Raw genomic sequence first — 16,423 nt, forward strand, 5'->3', positions numbered from 1 at the left:
ATGAATCTTCCTGTCTGGGCCCAGACCACGGGCTTGCTGGTGCTGTCCAACATCTTCATGACCTTCGCCTGGTACGGCCACCTGAAGGGCTTGCAGAACCGCGCCTGGTACGTGGCGGCGCTGATCAGCTGGGGCATCGCCCTGTTCGAATACCTGCTGCAGGTGCCGGCCAACCGCATCGGCCACACCCAGTTCTCGCTGGCGCAACTCAAGATCATGCAGGAAGCGATCACCCTGACCGTGTTCGTGCCGTTCGCGATGTTCTACATGAACGAGCCGTTCAAGCTCGATTACGTGTGGGCCGGCCTGTGCCTGGTCGGCGCGGTGTACTTCATCTTCCGTTCCTAGACGCTTTACGCCCACCGCCAGCAGGTTCGCGGGCGCCGCATTACACTACGCGCTCTGAACGTTCTGTTTTTCCAAAGGATTCATTGTATGAGCGGATATTTGCAGGGTAACGACATGGCCGGCGCTGCCGGCGCACCCTCCCCCGCGCCGGCCCCGAAGCCGGTCCCCAAGGCCGTGACCGTACCTTCGCTGCACGCCATGCGCGCGGCCGGCAACAAGATCGCGATGCTGACCTGCTACGACGCCAGCTTCGCCTCACTGATGGACCGCTGCGGCGTCGAGATCCTCTTGATCGGCGATTCGCTGGGCATGGTCTGCTCGGGCTACGACTCGACGCTGCCGGTGACGGTGGCCGACATGGTGTATCACACCGCCGCCGTCGCGCGCGGCAACAAGAACGCGCTGGTGCTGGCCGACATGCCCTTCGGCAGTTACGGCAACCCGCAGCAAGCCTACGACAGCGCCGTGCAGCTGATGCGCGCCGGCGCCCAGATGGTCAAGATAGAAGGCGGCGCCTGGCTGGCCGATACCGTGCGCCTGCTGGTCGAACGCGGCATTCCGGTGTGCGCCCACATCGGCCTGACCCCGCAGTTCGTGCACCAGCTGGGCGGCTTCAAGGTGCAGGGCAAGACCGGCGAAGGCGCCGAGCGCCTGAAGGCAGACGCGCTGGCGCTGCAGGCGGCCGGCGCCGCCGTGGTGCTGCTGGAAGCGGTGCCGGCGGCGCTGGGCAAGGAAGTCACCGAGCTGCTCACCGTGCCGACCATCGGCATCGGCGCCGGTCCCGACTGCTCGGGCCAGGTGCTGGTGATGCACGACCTGCTGGGCGTGTTCCCGGGCCGCAAGGCGCGCTTCGTGAAGAACTTCATGGACGGGCAGACCAGCATCGACGCCGCCGTCTCGAGCTATGTGGCGGCAGTGAAGGACGGCAGCTTCCCGGCGCCGGAGCACTGCTTCTAAGGCCATGGACGCGCAGCCTGCGACCTCGCGTCTGTTCCTGGCCCTGTGGCCGGAGCCGGCCGTGCGCCACCAGCTGCGCGAGGCGCGCGATGCCTGGCAATGGCCGCGCGGCGCCGGGCCGGTGCATGCCGACAAGCTGCACGTGACCCTGCACTTTTTGGGCAGAGTGCCGACGGTGCGCCTGCCCGAGCTGCTGGAAGGATTCAGCGTGCCGTTCGAACCGTTCCGGCTCGACCTCGGCCAGCCGGTCCTGTGGCCGCACGGGATCGCGGTGCTCGAGCCACTCTCCGAACCGCCTGAATTGCTGGCCCTGCACGCGCGCTTGCGTGACGCGCTGCCCGCACTCGGCCTGCAGCCGGAAGCGCGCACCTACCGTCCGCACGTGACGATGGCGCGCCGCGCCGCCGGCGCCGGCATTCCCGAACATGGTCCCGCGATCGGGTGGGACGTGCGCGGCTACGCGCTGGTCGAATCCAGGACCGGCGACGGCGGCGCCTACACGGTCCTGCGCGAATACAGCTGACGCTTCACGACATGGCCGGCGCCGGCGGCGCCGGTTCATCCGGCAGCGGAATGAATTCGGCGTCGTCCGCATCGGGCAGCTTCATGCGCCCGGCCTTCCAGTCGGCCGCCGCCTGCGCCAGCCGGTCCTTGGACGACGACACGAAGTTCCAGTACAGGTGACGCTCGCCCACCGGCTCCCCGCCCAGCACCATCACCGTCGCCCGTTCCAGCGCCCGCACCCGCGAAGCATTCGCGCCCAGCACCAGCATGCGCCCGCTCTCGTGGCGCATGCCGTCGAGTTCCACCGCGCCGGTGGCGATGTACAGCGCGCGTTCGCTGTAGTCGGCCGGTATCTCGGCGGTGGAACCGGGCGCCATGTCGAGATGCGCGTAAAACAGCGGCGAGTGGGTCGCGGCGCCGGCCGTGAGGCCGTAGGCGCTGCCGGCGATCAGCTGGCCGGCCACGCCTGCGTCGTGCCACTGCGGCAAGTCGGCGCCAGCGTGGTGCGAAAAGCTTGGGGCGATTTCTTCCATCCCGTCCGGCAGCGCGACCCAGGCCTGGATGCCGTGCAGGCGGTCGCCGTGCGCGCGCGCGTGCTCGAAGCGCTCGCTGTGGGTGATGCCACGGCCCGCCGTCATCCAATTGACTTCCTGCGGCCGGATCGGCTGCTCGACGCCCAGGCTGTCGCGGTGCATGATCTCGCCCGAGAACAGATAGGTCACCGTCGCCAGGCCGATGTGCGGATGCGGGCGCACGTCGACGCTGCGCTCGATCCCGGCCGGCAGGTCGACCGGCCCGATGTGGTCGAAGAAGATGAAGGGCCCGACCATGCGCCGTTTGGCGAACGGCAGCACGCGGCCGACTTCGAAACCGCCGCCCAGTTTGCGGCGGCGCTGCTCGATGATCATGTCAATCATGGTGTCGTTTCTCCAGTTGTCAGGCGGATGCGGGGTTGCCGGCAGCGCTATTGCGCCAGCGGCGTCGCGTGGACCAGGAATACCTGCAGCGCCGTCAGGGTCTGATAGTGCAGGTTTTCCAGGCGCTCGTCCTTGTCGGCGTCACCGATCATGGCGCCGCTGTCGTCCAATGCGTACGGTTCGCCGAGCACGCGTGCCATGTCGATCTGAAAGTAGCTGCATTCGCCGTAAGGATATTTACCATCCACATAGGGCATCGGCCAGGTCTCGGTATCCTCTTCCAGCACGTATTCCACCATCGAAGCATCCACGCTGATCCAGTTGAACCCCTTGAGCAAGGCCGCATGTTGCGCAGTGAAGTCAAACTGGCCGTCGGGCGTGATGCCGGCCTCGGCCGATGCGAGCTCGGCGGCCACATCGGCAGGCAGCGCGTAACGGCCAGGCGCCAGCCCGGCGCCGGCGCCGACATACGGCGCCACCAGCAAGCCTAGTTCTGCCACCAGGCGCGCAGCAAGCGCTTCGTCGTTCAGCTCCAGGATGGCCATCGCGGTGGCGAGCGTTGGATTGCCCTCGCCGAAGGGCTGCGAGAAATCGATCCCCGGGCCACCGCTTTCGATCGGTAACCAGATCACCCGCAAGCGCCGCATCAGTGCGCAATGCTGCGCCGTCAGCACCGGCGCAGCATTGCCCGTGAAGACGTCCCGAATCGTTTCACGGTGCTTGATGGTTGGTACGACGTTCGAATCCATGCGTGCATTCTCCTATGGTGTGTGCTGCTTCACTTGTGCTTCAGTATCCGCGCATTCAGTGCGATCACCAACCCCGACAGCGACAGCATCCCGAGCGCCATCGTCACGCTCGAGTGCATCGCCACCCAGCCCAGCACCGGCGGCGCCAGCAGCAGTCCGCCGTAGCCCAGCGTCGCCACCGCCGCCACGCCGGCGCCCGGGCTCATGCCGGGAATGCGGCCGCCGGCGCCGATCAGGAGCGGCACCACGTTCGCCGCGCCCAGGCCGATCAGCGCGAAGCCGCAGGCCGACAGGGCGAAATGGGTGCTGGTGGTGGCCAGCGCCAGCCCGGCGAACATGGCCAGGCCGCCCAGCACCATCACGCGCACCGCGCCGAAGCGCACGATCAGCCGGTCGCCGGCAAAGCGGCAGGCCGCCATCGCGATCGAGAACGCCGAGAAGCCCAGCGCCGCCGACGCTTCCGAGGCGCCGGTGCGCTCGCGCATCAGCAGCGCGCTCCAGTCGACCAGCGCGCCTTCCACCGCGAAGCACAGCAGCGCCAGCAAGCCTAACCCAACAGCGGCGCCGCGCGGCAGCGCGAAGTGGCTGGCGCCGTCGGCATGGGGCGCAAAGCCCATCACGCGCGGCGTCACCAGGGCCAGGATCACGGCGCAGGCCAGCGCCATGCCCAGCGCGCCCTGGCCGTGGCCCCAGCCCTGGCCGATCAGCACCCCGCCGATGGCCGCGCCGAACAGGCCGCCCAGGCTGAAGAAGCCGTGGAACGAGGACATGGTCGGCAGGCCGCGCGCCGTTTCGACCTCGCTGGCGTTGGCGTTCATCGCCACGTCCAGCGCACCGTTGCTGACGCCGAACAGGAAGGCCGCGCCGAACAGCAGCTGCAGGTTCGGCACCATCATGATCACGCCCAGCATCAGCGCGAAGGCAAAGCCCGAGACGAGCACCATGCGGCGCGTGCCCCAGCGTCCCGTCAGCCCGCCCATCAGCGGCATCGCCAGCAGCGCGCCGGCGGCGATGGTGAGCAGCACCATGCTCAGCATGCCGGTATTGATGCCCATGCGCGCCTGCACCGTCGGCACGTGCGCCGCCCACAGGCCGATGCCGACGCCGTTGAGCAGGAAAATGGTGGAGATGGCCCAGCGGCCGGCGTCGATGAAGCGTGAAGCCGTGGCGGCGGAGTGGGTGGTGGTGTCGTTCATGCGGTGGTCTTATTCATGGAGGGTAGCCGGGCCAGCCGGCGGCGTCGGGACCTACTCTACCCAAGCGACCGCGCCCAGGCAAGGCGCAATCCGGCGCATCCGATCCGCACTTCGCGCCGCACGCCCGCATTCCGGCGCATGGATCGTCACAAGAGCGCGGTTCTGCGCGATACTCAGCGCATGAGCATTCCCGCCACCCGTACCATTTCGTTCTTGCCGACGCCGGCGCGCCTGCCGCTGATGTGGCGCATCTATATCGGCCTGTGGCTGGCCTACGTGCTGCTGGTGGCGCTGGTGGTACAGGCCGACCAGATCATGGCCGGCCGCTTCGACCCGTCGATGGTCTTCTATTCGCTCTGCACCACGGGGCCGCCCGGCGTGGTGCTTGCGCTGCTGTGGCCCCTGACCGGCTGGATGGACGCGCGCGGCCTGCGTGGCGCGGCGCGCTTCGGCCTGCACCTGGCGCTGGCGCTCGGCTTCGGCCTGTGCACCCACCTGCTGCTGGTGGCGACGATGGGCGGCAAGGCGCGTCCGCTGTCGTGGCATGCCTGGCCGCTGATGTACAGCCTGATGATCTATGCGCTGGTGGCCGGCACCTTCCAGACCGTGCGCGCGAATGCCGCCGCCCAGCGCCAGGCGCTGGCCGCGCAGCAGGCGCGCACCATGCTGGTGGCGGCCGAACTGGGGGCGCTGCGCAGCAAGCTCAATCCGCACTTCCTGTTCAATACCCTGCATTCGATCATCGCCCTCACCGGGCGCAATCCGGCGGCCGCCGAGACGGCGCTGTTCCAGTTCTCCGACATGCTGCGCTACGTGCTCGACACCGAGCGCGCCGGCGTGGACCGGGTGACGCTCGACGCCGAACTCGATTTCGTGCGCGACTACCTGGAGCTGGAAGCGCTGCGCCTGGGCGAGCGGCTGCAGGTCGCATGGGATCTCGATCCGGACGCCGGTGACCATCTGCTGCCGGCATTGACGCTGCAGCCGCTGGTCGAGAACAGCATCAAGCACGCCTTCAATCCGCACAGCCGTCCCGGCCTGCTGCGCATCGCCAGCCGGCGCGACGTCGATCAAGGGGTGCTGCGCCTGAGCGTCAGCGACGTCGGTCCCGGCGCCGCCCGGGCCGCGGTCGACGCTTCGCCCGGCCTCGGCCTGCGCACCATCGGGCGCCGGCTCGAACTCGACTATGCCGGCCGCGCTGCATTGACGGTGAATACCCGGCCCGGCGCCGGTTTTACCGTCACCGTCACCCTGCCCCTCGCCAACCCATGACCAGGACCGTATTCTTCGCCGAAGACGAACCGCTGGCGCGCGACGTGCTGCGCGACGCCATCTACGCCCACCCCGGGCTGCGCCTGGTGGGCGAAGCCGCCGACGGGGCGACTGCCTTGCAACGCATCCTGCAGCTGCGCCCCGAAGTGGTGTTCATGGACATCCAGATGCCCGAGATGACCGGCCTCGAGGTGCTGCGCCGGCTCGACTATCTGCCGCGCATCGTGTTCACCACAGCCTACGACCAGTACGCGGTGACGGCGTTCGAGCTGCATGCGGTCGACTACCTGCTCAAGCCTTTTACGCGCGAGCGCTTCGGCGCCGCCGTGGCGCGCCTGCTGGACGCGCCGGAGCCGGGCCGCGATGCGCTCGACGGCGCGCTGGTGCGGGCGGCCGGCGGCCCGGCGCGGCTGGAACGCATCCTGGTGCGCGACCGCGGCCGCATCTTCCCGCTCGCGGTCAACGAGATCGAATACATGAAGGCCGACTCGAAGTACACCGTGATCGCGGCGCGCGGCCAGCACTTCCTGGTGCGGATCGGGATTTCGGAACTGGAGGCCCAGCTCGACCCGGCGCGCTTCATCCGCATCCACCGCTCGGCGCTGGTCAACCTCGATTTCGTCGACTCGATGCGCGCCGACGACCAATCGCAGTTGCAGATCCTGATGCGCGACGGAACCAGCCTCGGGGCCAACCGCGAGGCGTCGAAACTGCTGCGCGACATGGCAATCTAGCGCTGACGGCAAAGTTGATCCTCCCGCCGGGTTCTGCCTTTATAATCGCGGATTTTCCGCCCATTATTATCCTGGCCCTGGGAGCTGCCCTGCATGAACACCACTCTGATCGTTTTCGTCGTGCTTTACCTGCTCGGTACGCTCGCTCTCGGGATGTGGGCCGGCACGCGCATCAAGAACACCAGCGACTTCGCCGTCGCCGGCCGCAGCCTGCCGCTGATCATGGTGATCACCACCACGTTTGCCACCTGGTTCGGCGCCGAGACCGTGATGGGCATTCCGGCCAAGTTCGTGCAGGGCGGCCTGAATGCGGTGATCGAGGACCCGTTCGGGGCCGGCATGTGCCTGATCCTGGTCGGCGTGTTCTTCGCCTCGAAACTGTATAAACTGAACCTGCTTACCATCGGCGACTACTACCGCCAGCGCTACGGCAAGGGCATCGAGATCTTCTGCTCGGTGGCGATCATCTTCAGCTACCTGGGCTGGGTCGCGGCCCAGATCACGGCGCTGGGACTGGTGTTCTCGGTGCTGACCGGCGGCGCGATGGCGCCGGCCACCGGCATGATCGTCGGCACCCTGACGGTGCTGATCTACGTGGTGGTGGGCGGCTTCCTGGCGGTGGCCGTGACCGACTTCATCCAGATGATCGTGCTGGTGGTGGGCATGAGCGTGATCGCCTATTTCGCCGCCGACCTGGCCGGCGGCGCCGGCAACGTGCTGGCGATGGCGCAGCAGGCCGATTTGTGGCGCCTGTGGCCCGAGCCGACCTTCACCGACATGATGTTCTTCATCGGCGCCGCCGTCACCATGATGTTCGGCTCGATCCCGCAGCAGGACGTGTTCCAGCGCGTGATGTCGGCCAAGGACGCGCCGACCGCGCGCACCGGCGCCGTGATCGGCGGCGCCAGCTACATCCTGTTCGCGTTTGTTCCGATGTTCATCGTCGCCGCTGCGGTGGTGGTGATGGGCACGCAGGCGATGGAGCTGGCCCAGAACGACTACCAGCGCCTGCTGCCGACGTTCGTCATGACCAAGATGCCGCTGGTGATGCAGATCCTGTTCTTCGGCGCCCTGCTGTCGGCGATCAAGAGCACCTCGTCGGCCACGCTGCTGGCGCCGTCGACCAGCTTTGTCGAGAACATCCTCAAGAACTTCAAGCCGGGCATGAGCGACCGCCAGCAACTGCTGGCGATGCGGGTGACCATCGTGATTTTTGCCGCGCTGGTGCTCACGTATGCGATCGCGATGGAAGGCACCTCGATCTACGAGCTGGTGTCGGGCGCGTACCAGGTGCCGCTGGTGGGGGCGTTCATTCCGCTGGTGATGGGGCTGTACTGGAAGCGCGCGACCACGCAGGGGGCGGTGCTGTCGATTGCGGCCGGCCTGACTACCTGGATCCTGTTCATGGAAGGCGTGACCGGCTGGGGCGAGCACTTCCCGGGGCAGCTGGCGGGCTTGATCGCGGCGTTTGTCGGGATGGTGCTGGGGTCGCTGGCGCCGCAGGTGGTGGCCAATAGCGGTACGGGGCATCCGGCGGCTGCGGCCAAGGCTTGATGCGCGGTTGTTCTCAAGCTGGTTGAACGCGTCGGCGGGGGACCCGCCAACCCTACGGGAGTGGGCGGTTCAACCAGCATTTAATATCACGTAGGGTTGGCGGCTTCGCCGCCGACGCGTTCAACCGGCGCCGGCACATCCCTCACATCACACGTGCAGCAGCAAATGCTCACGCTCCCACGGGCTGATCACCCGCATGAATTCCTGGTGCTCCAGGTCCTTCACCGCCGTGTAGACATCGATGAAACGCTCGCCCAGGATGTCGCGCAGCCGGTCTTCGCGCCGCAGCTGGGTGATCGCCTCGGACAGGCCCTGTGGCAGCTCGACCGGCATGTCGTAGGCGCTGCCCTCCACCATCGGCGACGGATCGATCTGCTCGGTCATGCCCAGGTAACCGCAGGCCAGCGTGATCGCCAGCGCCAGGTAGGGATTGGCGTCGGCCCCGATCACGCGGTTTTCCACGCGCCGGTCCTGCGAGCCGGACACCGGCACCCGGAAGCCCACCGTGCGGTTGTCGATCCCCCATTGCAGGTTGATCGGCGCCGCCGTGTGGCGCACGATGCGGCGGTACGAGTTCACGTACGGCGCCACGATCGCCATCGCCGACGGCATGTAGCGCTGCAGCCCGCCGATGTAGTGCTGGAACAGCGGCGACGGCGAGCCGTCGTCGTTGCTGAAGATGTTCTTGCCGGTATCAAGATCGACCACGCTCTGGTGCACGTGCATGGCCGAACCCGGCTCGTCCGCCATCGGCTTGGCCATGAAGGTGGCGTACATGTCGTGCTTGAGCGCCGCTTCGCGCAAGGTGCGCTTGAAGAAGAACACCTTGTCGGCCAGGCCAAGCGGGTCGCCGTGCTGGAAGTTGATCTCCATCTGGCCGGCGCCGATCTCGTGGATCAGGGTGTCGACGTCCAGGTTCATCAGCTCGCAGTAATCGTAGATGTCTTCGAACAGCGGATCGAATTCGTTCACCGCGTCGATGCTGTACACCTGGCGGCTGGTCTCGGCGCGGCCGCTGCGGCCGATCGGCGCGGCCAGCGGCAGGTCGGGGTCGATGTTCTTGGCGGTGAGATAAAACTCGAGCTCGGGCGCCACCAGCGGCTTCCAGCCACGCTGGGCATACAGCTTGAGCACGCGGCGCAGCACGCTGCGCGGCGCGAAGTCGACCAGGCGGCCATCGGCGTAGTAGCAGTCGTGGATGACTTGCGCGGTGGGGTCGACCGCCCACGGCACCATGGTGATGGTGGTGGGGTCGGCTTTCAGCACCATGTCGCGGTCGGTGGAGGCGATGGCACGGCCGTAGGCGTCGTCGCGCTCGGGCGTGTTGCCGGTGACGGTCATGCCCAGCACCACCTCGGGCAGGCGCATGCCGCGGTCTTCGGTGAATTTCACGCGCGGCAAAATCTTTCCACGCGCGACCCCGGTCAGGTCGGGGACCAGGCATTCGATTTCGGTGACCCGCTTTGCGTCGAGCCACTCTTCCATGTCGGTGTAACTGAAGTTGTTGCGGATTGCCATAGTTGTCTCACTGTCGTTGATCGAAGGTGCGCAGAGCGGCGCGCCGGATGCGTGCGGCAGGAGAGCCGGTTCTCGAGAGGATCATGCGCCGCTCCGGCGCTGTTCGCGGTAGGCGCGGCAAGCGTCGCCGAACGCGCGGAACATCTTCATCGAATACGGATTGTGCTGGATACGCCATTCGGGATGCCACTGCACCGCCAGCGTGAAGCCCGGCGAGGTCGACACGGTGAAAGCTTCGACCAGGCCATCTTCGGCCAATGCTTCGACCGTGAGCCCGGGCGCCAGTTCGTTCACGCCCTGGCCGTGCAGCGAATTGACCGGGATTTCCTTCACGCCGAGGATGGATTCCAGCATGCCGCCGGGACACAGGGTGACGTTGTGGGCGTCGCCATACTGCTCGTCCATGCCCAGCTCGGGATTCTCGCGATGGTCGAACTTGCCCTGCACCGCCTGCACCGCCTGGTGCAGGCTGCCGCCCAGCGCCACGTTCATCTCCTGGAAGCCGCGGCAGATCGCGATGATCGGCACGCCACGGCGCACCGCTTCGCGGATCAGCGGCAAGGTGGTCTGGTCGCGCCACGGGTCTTGCGGCAATGACGGGTCCAGCACTTCTTCGGAGTAGTAACTTGGGTGCACGTTCGACGCCGAACCGGTCAGCATGATGCCGTCGATGGTGCCGAAAATGGTTTCCAGGTCGAGCGACTCGCCGAACGACGGCAGGATCAAGGAGGTGCAGTCGGCGCCGAGGGTGACGGCGTCGACATACTTGTGCTGGGCGGCGTGATACGGGTGTTCGCCGAAATCACGGGTGCAGGCGGGAACGATGACGATGGGGCGCATGGGCAGTGTCCTTCCGATGAGGCGGCGGGACCCTCATGCGAATAATCCAGGTCCCGGCGCGAATGGCCTTTAATCCAGACCGAACCGGGCGCACCACTTTTCAGGTGCCGCGCGCCGCTCCTGCCGGTCTGTTTTATAAATACGATTCCATGTCAAAATTTTAACGGAACCCGCAAGAAGTGCCCACACGACTGCACGCCATCGTGAAATTTCCTCTCTTCAATCAGGTTTCCGTGAAACAAAATTTCACGAAATAAATTATTTGCGCAAGTGAACGAGCGCCGTTTCCAGCACGGTGTCACGCCCCTGCCGGACATCAGACACCGTCGGCGTTGCGACCACGTCCGGCGCAATGCCCTTGCCGACCCAGCGCCTGCCGTCGGCGTAGGTGTCGGCCTTGGTGCAGATGCGTGCGATACCGCCGCCCGGCAGCGCCACCTTGAGTGGCTGGCCGGTGCTGCCACCGGTGGCGCCGCCGACCAGGATGCCGCGCCGCATGGCGTCGAATGCCACCGCGAAGTCTTCGGCCGCCGAATAGGTGGCGCCCGAGGTCAGCACCGCCACCGGCTTGCCGAAGTGGTGCGCGGGGTCGGGCGCGCGTGCTTCGCCCACCTGTTCATGATCGGGCAGCGGGCGCTGCCAGGCGCGGTAGGCCGGCAGGTACTGGCGCGTCGCCCATTTGCCGGGCTGGAACGGCTTGTCGGCCAGGGTCTGCAGCACGCGGTAGCCGACCGAGGAATTGCCGCCGCTGTTGGCACGCACGTCGATCACCAGCGCCGAGGCGCCCTTGATGCGGTCGAACGCGGCCAGGAAAGCGTCGGCCGCCCGATCGTCGCGGAAGCTGTTCAGGGCCACGTAGGCGACGTTCCCGGGCAGCATGCGCAGCTCGAACGGTTCGGCTCGCCCGCGCGCGGCGACGAAGCGTTCCCAGCTCGCCCGTGGCACGGCGCGCTCGAAGGTATTGCCGGCCGCGTCGCGCAGGGTCAGGCGCGGCGCCGCATCCTTGAGCGAGCCCATCAAAAATTCGAGGCCGTAGATGCGGTTGTCCAGGTCTTGCGGGGTCGACGCGCTCACGCCCGGCGCCAGCACCCGGCCGGCATAGGCGCGCGCCGGTTCGCCGTCGACCGCCACGATCTCGACACCCGGCGCCAGGCCTTGCTTGATCAGGGCCGGGTCGAACACCTGGCGCAGCAGCACCCGGTCTTCGACCAGCCAGGTGCTCAACAGCGGCCGCGCCATCGTCTCGTCGTCCAGCTGCGCGGGCGCATAGACGTTGGTGTGGCCATCCTGCAGCTTCGCGCACAGCTCGGCCAGCACGCGGTAGTACTCGGCGGTGCTGGCGGTAGCGCGCACCTTGGGCAGGTATTCCAGGTACAGGCGGTCCCAGTCGAGCTGCTTGAGTTTGTCGACGTAGACGAAGTTGTACTTCACCTCGGACCAGAACTTCGACAGGCCGGCCACCTTTTCGTCGTCGCTCAGGTTGTCGCGGTAGGGCGTGGCCAGCGCGGGCGAATCGAACAGGCGGGCGTCGAAGTCGCTCGCCTTGCCTGGCGTTTGCGCAAGACTGCTTGCGGCCGTGCCGGTCAGGGCGGCCGCCAATACGGCCCGGGAAATGATACGGTTTGCCATGCGCAGATCTCCTCTCGTATTGATGAGTTCAGTGTAAACGGACGCCCGCGCCGGCCCGGCCGCTCTGCGACAGGGCGGCGTTTTCGCGGTACAGGCTGCACCGGCAAACCGGGGCCGCCCTGCACGCGCTTCGGCAAAAAGGTCTACCATGGACTTCTCACCCCTTCCCCTATCTCACGGACAAGGAGTCCCATGCCTGACCTGAAAGACCCCTCCCTGCTGCGCCAGCAGGCCTATATCGACGGCGCCTGGATCGACGCCGACAATGGCGAAACGGTCGCCGTCCTCAACCCCGCCACCGGCGAGACCATTGCCCGCGTGCCGCACATGGGCGCAGCCGAGACTCGGCGCGCGATCGAGGCCGCGAACGCCGCCTGGCCGGCCTGGCGCAAGAAAACCGCCAAGGAACGCGCCGCCATCCTGCGCAAGTGGTCCGACCTGATGCTGGAAAACGCCGACGACCTGGCGCTGTTGATGACGCTCGAGCAGGGCAAGCCGCTCAAGGAAGCGAAAGGCGAGATCCAGTATGCCGCCTCGTTCTTCGAGTGGTTCGCCGAGGAAGCCAAGCGCATCGCCGGCGAGACCCTGGCCTCGCCCTGGGCCCACAGCCGCATGATCGTCACCAAGGAGCCGATCGGCGTGTGCGCCGCGATCACGCCGTGGAACTTCCCGGCCGCGATGATCACCCGCAAGGTCGCCCCGGCGCTGGCCGCCGGCTGCCCGATCGTGCTGAAACCCGCCGAGCTGACGCCATTGTCGGCGCTGGCCCTGGCCGAACTGGCCGAGCGCGCCGGCGTACCGCCCGGCGTGTTCAGCGTGGTGATCGGCGACGCGAAAGCGATCGGCGGCGAGATGACCTCCAACCCCACTGTGCGCAAACTGAGCTTCACCGGCTCCACGCCGGTCGGACGGCTGTTGATGGAACAGTCGGCGCCGACGGTCAAGAAGCTGTCGCTGGAACTGGGCGGGAACGCCTCGTTCATCGTGTTCGACGACGCCGACATCGACGCCGCGGTCGAAGGCGCGATCGCATCCAAGTACCGCAATGCCGGCCAGACCTGCGTCTGCGCCAACCGCCTGTACGTGCAGGACGGCGTGTACGACGAATTCGCGCGCAAGCTGGCCGCCGCGGTGGGCAAGCTGAAGGTCGGCAACGGCGTCGAGGACGGCGTGACCACCGGGCCGCTGATCGAAGAAAAGGCGGTGGTAAAGGTCGAGCAGCACATCGAGGACGCACTGGGCAAGGGCGCGCGCGTGCTGGTGGGCGGCAAGCGTCACGCGCTGGGACACAGCTTCTTCGAGCCGACCGTGCTGGCGGACGTGACCACCGACATGGTGGTGGCGCGCGAGGAAACCTTCGGGCCGCTGGCGCCGCTGTTCCGCTTCAAGACCGAGGAAGAGGTGATCAAGCTGGCCAACGATACCGAGTTCGGGCTGGCCTCGTACTTCTATGCGCGCGATATCGGACGCGTGTGGCGCGTGGCCGAGGCGATCGAGACCGGGATGGTGGGCGTGAACACGGGGCTGATCTCGAGCGAGGTGGCGCCGTTTGGCGGGGTCAAGCAGTCGGGGCTGGGGCGCGAAGGATCGACCTATGGGATGGACGATTACCTGGTGGTGAAGTACATCTGCATGGGCGGGATCTGAGCCGGGTGCGCGCCTGACGACTGGGCTGGAGCGGTTGGACGCGTGGACGGGAAACCCGGCTGCGCGCCCCGGTCCACCCTACCTTCTGCCTTACTTCTTGTACTCGTAATACTTGCGCGCATCGCCGCGCACCAGCTCGGCCGGATACTTGGCGCGGTTGAGCACCATCTTCTCTTCCACCGCCGCGAACAGGTCGACGTCGAGCTTGTCGGCGATGCGCACCAGGTAGACCAGCACGTCGGCCATCTCGTGCCGCACCTCGGCCAGCTTGTCCGGACCGAGTTCCTCGACCCGGCCGGACTGCAGCCACTGGAAATGCTCCAGCAGCTCCGCCGCCTCGACCGTCAGGGCCGACGCCAGGTTCTTGGGCGTATGGAACTGGTCCCAATCGCGCTCGTCCACGAATTCGCGGACCAGCGCGCGCAGGCGCGCCAGGTCACTGGCCACGGCGTTCCTCGCGCACCTGTCCGTTGTCCAGGTAGCCATTCAGCACGCGGTCGAGCTTGGGCGCGATCTCGTCGAAGCTGCTGACCGTGATGCCCAGGTCGCGCAGCAGGCCGTCGTGCACGCCGTACACCCAGCTGTGGATGGTCAAGGGCTGGCCGCGTTCCCAGGCGTCGCGCACGATGGTGGTGTGGGCGGTGTTGATCACCTGCTCGGCCACGTTCAGTTCGACCAGGCGGTTGGTGGCGGCGCGGCCGCTGACGTTGCCCAGGTACTGGCCGTGCTTTTCGCGCACGTCGCGCACGTGGCCGAGCCAGTTGTCGGCCAGGCCGACGCGGATGTCGGTCAGCGCCGCGTGCACGCCCGAGCAGCCGTAGTGGCCGCAGATGATGATGTGCTTGACCTTCAGGACGTCGATCGCGAACTGCAGCACCGACAGGCAATTCAGATCCGAATGGACGACCACGTTGGCGATGTTACGGTGCACGAACAGTTCGCCTGGCGCCATGCCCAGCAGTTCGTTGGCCGGCACGCGGCTGTCGGAGCAGCCGATCCAGAGGTATTCCGGGGCTTGCTGTTCGGACAGCGCCTTGAAGAAGTTCGGGTCTTCGGCCACCATGCCGGCAGCCCAGTTGCGGTTACGCTCGAACAGTTCTTCCGCAGTCAAACCCGTGGTCTTGTGTTGGTCCATCGTGATTCCTTTGTATTTGATGTTGCCGTCCGCAGGCGGACGTTGCCCTGCCCGTCTGATGCGGGCGTGATGGCGCTGATGCTGGAATGCGCTTGAAAACGCGCTGAAAAATTCCGGAAAGACGTGAAGTGTAACAGCGTTCGCGGGCGCAGGCTGATGGCAAGGTCACGACGACTGCCGGCCGCCGTCATTCACCGCGCATGCCCGCCACCGCACGCCGGACGAAAAAAAACCGCCGAGGGCTGGCGCCGTCGGCGGTTCGGTATGGCGACTTACTCGAAGAAGTCCTTGACCTTGTCCATGAAGCTCTTGCTCTGCGGGCTGTGCTTGGCGCCGCCTTCGACCGTCAGGCGGTCGAGCTCGCGCAGCAGGTCTTTCTGCTTGTCGGTCAGCTTGACCGGGGTCTCGACCACCACGTGGCAGAACAGGTCGCCGACGTAGCCCGAGCGCACGCCCTTGATGCCCTTGCCTTTCAGGCGGAAGGTCTTGCCGGTCTGGGTGCCTTCGGGCACCGTGAACGACACCTTGCCGGTGAGCGTTGGCACCTCGATCTCGCCACCCAGCGCGGCCTTGCTGAACGAGATCGGCATCTCGCAATGCAGGTCGTCGCCTTCGCGCTGGAACACCGCGTGCTGCTTGATGTGGATCTCGACGTACAGGTCGCCCGGCGGCCCGCCGTTGGTGCCCGGTTCGCCGTTGCCCGACGAGCGGATGCGCATGCCGTTGTCGATGCCGGCCGGGATCTTCACTTCCAGCGTCTTGTTGCGCTTGATGCGTCCGGCGCCGCCGCAGGCTGCGCACGGTTCCGGGATGATCTTGCCGCTGCCGTGGCACTTCGGGCAGGTCTGCTGGATGCTGAAGAAGCCCTGCTGCATGCGCACCTGGCCGTGGCCGGCGCAGGTGGTGCAAGTCACCGGCTGGGTGCCCGGCTTGGCGCCGCTGCCGTGGCAGGTGTCGCATTTGTCCCAGCTCGGCACGCGGATGGTGGTGTCGAAGCCGTGCGCCGCCTGCTCCAGCGTGATCTCGAGGTTGTAGCGCAGGTCGGCGCCGCGGTACACCTGCGGACCGCCGCCGCCGCGGCCACCGCGCCCGCCGCCGAAGATGTCGCCGAAGATGTCGCCGAACGCGTCGCCGAAGCCGCCCGCGCCGCCGCCGAAGCCGCCGCCCATGCCGCTGTTCGGATCGACGCCGGCGTGACCGTAGCGGTCATACGCTTCGCGCTTCTCCGGATTGGTCAGCATCTCGTAGGCTTCCTTCACCTCCTTGAACTTCTCTTCCGCTTCCTTGTTGTCCGGATTGCGGTCAGGGTGGTACTTCATCGCGAGCTTGCGATACGACTTCTTGATCTCGTCTTCCGACGCACCCTTCGCGACCCCGAGGATCTCGTAAAAATCACGCTTTGCCATGGTCGGCACCTAAAGTT

The 16,423-nt window shown here is 66.8% G+C and carries 16 protein-coding genes; 7 read left to right on the plus strand and 9 right to left on the minus strand.

Going from position 1 to position 16,423, the window contains the following annotated elements; genetic code table 11:
- The 3 genes from QPK27_RS09380 to thpR all read left to right on the plus strand — a co-directional run bounded on the left by QPK27_RS09380 (position 1) and on the right by thpR (position 1,828).
- The gene (locus QPK27_RS09380; RefSeq protein WP_290417959.1) at positions 1 to 348 is read left to right on the plus strand and encodes a DMT family protein; all 348 of its coding nucleotides are present in this window, start codon (positions 1 to 3) and stop codon (positions 346 to 348) included.
- A gap of 87 nt (positions 349 to 435) precedes the next feature.
- Positions 436 to 1,305 (plus strand): 3-methyl-2-oxobutanoate hydroxymethyltransferase, encoded by an 870-nt coding sequence (gene panB, locus QPK27_RS09385; RefSeq protein WP_374047040.1) that lies wholly within the window; start codon positions 436 to 438, stop codon positions 1,303 to 1,305.
- A 4-nt stretch (positions 1,306 to 1,309) separates the two neighbouring features.
- A complete protein-coding gene (gene thpR / locus QPK27_RS09390; RefSeq protein ID WP_290417960.1) occupies positions 1,310 to 1,828 on the plus strand; it encodes an RNA 2',3'-cyclic phosphodiesterase in 519 nt (172 codons plus the stop codon).
- Between the two features lie 4 nt (positions 1,829 to 1,832).
- Here the strand turns inward: thpR and QPK27_RS09395 are convergent, their stop codons facing one another.
- Genes QPK27_RS09395 through QPK27_RS09405 form a run of 3 tightly spaced genes read right to left on the minus strand, consistent with a single transcriptional unit; the run spans position 1,833 to position 4,671 of the window.
- On the minus strand, positions 1,833 to 2,726 hold the full coding sequence (locus QPK27_RS09395) for a pirin family protein (protein ID WP_290417961.1): 894 nt from the start codon (positions 2,724 to 2,726) through the stop codon (positions 1,833 to 1,835).
- A 47-nt stretch (positions 2,727 to 2,773) separates the two neighbouring features.
- On the minus strand, positions 2,774 to 3,475 hold the full coding sequence (locus QPK27_RS09400) for a hypothetical protein (RefSeq protein ID WP_290417962.1): 702 nt from the start codon (positions 3,473 to 3,475) through the stop codon (positions 2,774 to 2,776).
- A 29-nt stretch (positions 3,476 to 3,504) separates the two neighbouring features.
- A complete protein-coding gene (locus QPK27_RS09405; RefSeq protein ID WP_290417963.1) occupies positions 3,505 to 4,671 on the minus strand; it encodes an MFS transporter in 1,167 nt (388 codons plus the stop codon).
- Between the two features lie 180 nt (positions 4,672 to 4,851).
- On the opposite strand from QPK27_RS09405, the gene QPK27_RS09410 reads away from it, so the two are divergent.
- The 3 genes from QPK27_RS09410 to QPK27_RS09420 all read left to right on the plus strand — a co-directional run bounded on the left by QPK27_RS09410 (position 4,852) and on the right by QPK27_RS09420 (position 8,231).
- Positions 4,852 to 5,943 (plus strand): sensor histidine kinase, encoded by a 1,092-nt coding sequence (locus QPK27_RS09410; protein ID WP_290417964.1) that lies wholly within the window; start codon positions 4,852 to 4,854, stop codon positions 5,941 to 5,943.
- Positions 5,940 to 6,677, plus strand: a complete 738-nt coding sequence (locus tag QPK27_RS09415; RefSeq protein WP_290417965.1) for a LytTR family DNA-binding domain-containing protein — start codon at positions 5,940 to 5,942, stop codon at positions 6,675 to 6,677. The genes QPK27_RS09410 and QPK27_RS09415 overlap by 4 nt, the downstream gene beginning before the upstream one ends.
- A gap of 93 nt (positions 6,678 to 6,770) precedes the next feature.
- Complete coding sequence (locus tag QPK27_RS09420) at positions 6,771 to 8,231, plus strand: sodium:solute symporter family protein (RefSeq protein ID WP_290417966.1); 1,461 nt, start codon at positions 6,771 to 6,773, stop codon at positions 8,229 to 8,231.
- Between the two features lie 147 nt (positions 8,232 to 8,378).
- Here QPK27_RS09420 and QPK27_RS09425 read toward each other — a convergent pair whose 3' ends face one another.
- The 3 genes from QPK27_RS09425 to QPK27_RS09435 all read right to left on the minus strand — a co-directional run bounded on the left by QPK27_RS09425 (position 8,379) and on the right by QPK27_RS09435 (position 12,218).
- Positions 8,379 to 9,749 carry a glutamine synthetase family protein gene (locus QPK27_RS09425; RefSeq protein ID WP_290417967.1) on the minus strand — a complete coding sequence of 457 codons (1,371 nt, stop codon included), beginning with the start codon at positions 9,747 to 9,749 and terminating at the stop codon, positions 8,379 to 8,381.
- Positions 9,750 to 9,830: 81 nt separating this feature from the next.
- Complete coding sequence (locus tag QPK27_RS09430) at positions 9,831 to 10,589, minus strand: gamma-glutamyl-gamma-aminobutyrate hydrolase family protein (protein WP_290417968.1); 759 nt, start codon at positions 10,587 to 10,589, stop codon at positions 9,831 to 9,833.
- A 258-nt stretch (positions 10,590 to 10,847) separates the two neighbouring features.
- Positions 10,848 to 12,218 (minus strand): S41 family peptidase, encoded by a 1,371-nt coding sequence (locus tag QPK27_RS09435; protein WP_290417969.1) that lies wholly within the window; start codon positions 12,216 to 12,218, stop codon positions 10,848 to 10,850.
- A 192-nt stretch (positions 12,219 to 12,410) separates the two neighbouring features.
- Between QPK27_RS09435 and gabD the strand changes: the two genes are divergently transcribed.
- Complete coding sequence (gene gabD / locus QPK27_RS09440) at positions 12,411 to 13,865, plus strand: NADP-dependent succinate-semialdehyde dehydrogenase (protein ID WP_290417970.1); 1,455 nt, start codon at positions 12,411 to 12,413, stop codon at positions 13,863 to 13,865.
- A 90-nt stretch (positions 13,866 to 13,955) separates the two neighbouring features.
- Here the strand turns inward: gabD and QPK27_RS09445 are convergent, their stop codons facing one another.
- The 3 genes from QPK27_RS09445 to dnaJ all read right to left on the minus strand — a co-directional run bounded on the left by QPK27_RS09445 (position 13,956) and on the right by dnaJ (position 16,406).
- Positions 13,956 to 14,351 (minus strand): nucleotide pyrophosphohydrolase, encoded by a 396-nt coding sequence (locus tag QPK27_RS09445; RefSeq protein ID WP_374047041.1) that lies wholly within the window; start codon positions 14,349 to 14,351, stop codon positions 13,956 to 13,958.
- Positions 14,302 to 15,000: a carbonate dehydratase gene (gene can, locus QPK27_RS09450; protein ID WP_290417972.1), complete on the minus strand. Its 699-nt coding sequence runs from the start codon at positions 14,998 to 15,000 to the stop codon at positions 14,302 to 14,304. The genes QPK27_RS09445 and can overlap by 50 nt, the downstream gene beginning before the upstream one ends.
- Before the next feature lie 272 nt (positions 15,001 to 15,272).
- Positions 15,273 to 16,406 carry a molecular chaperone DnaJ gene (gene dnaJ / locus QPK27_RS09455; RefSeq protein WP_290417973.1) on the minus strand — a complete coding sequence of 378 codons (1,134 nt, stop codon included), beginning with the start codon at positions 16,404 to 16,406 and terminating at the stop codon, positions 15,273 to 15,275.
- Positions 16,407 to 16,423 lie beyond the last annotated feature (17 nt).

This window comes from Massilia sp. YIM B02443 (assembly GCF_030411955.1).
GTDB lineage: Bacteria > Pseudomonadota > Gammaproteobacteria > Burkholderiales > Burkholderiaceae_D > Telluria.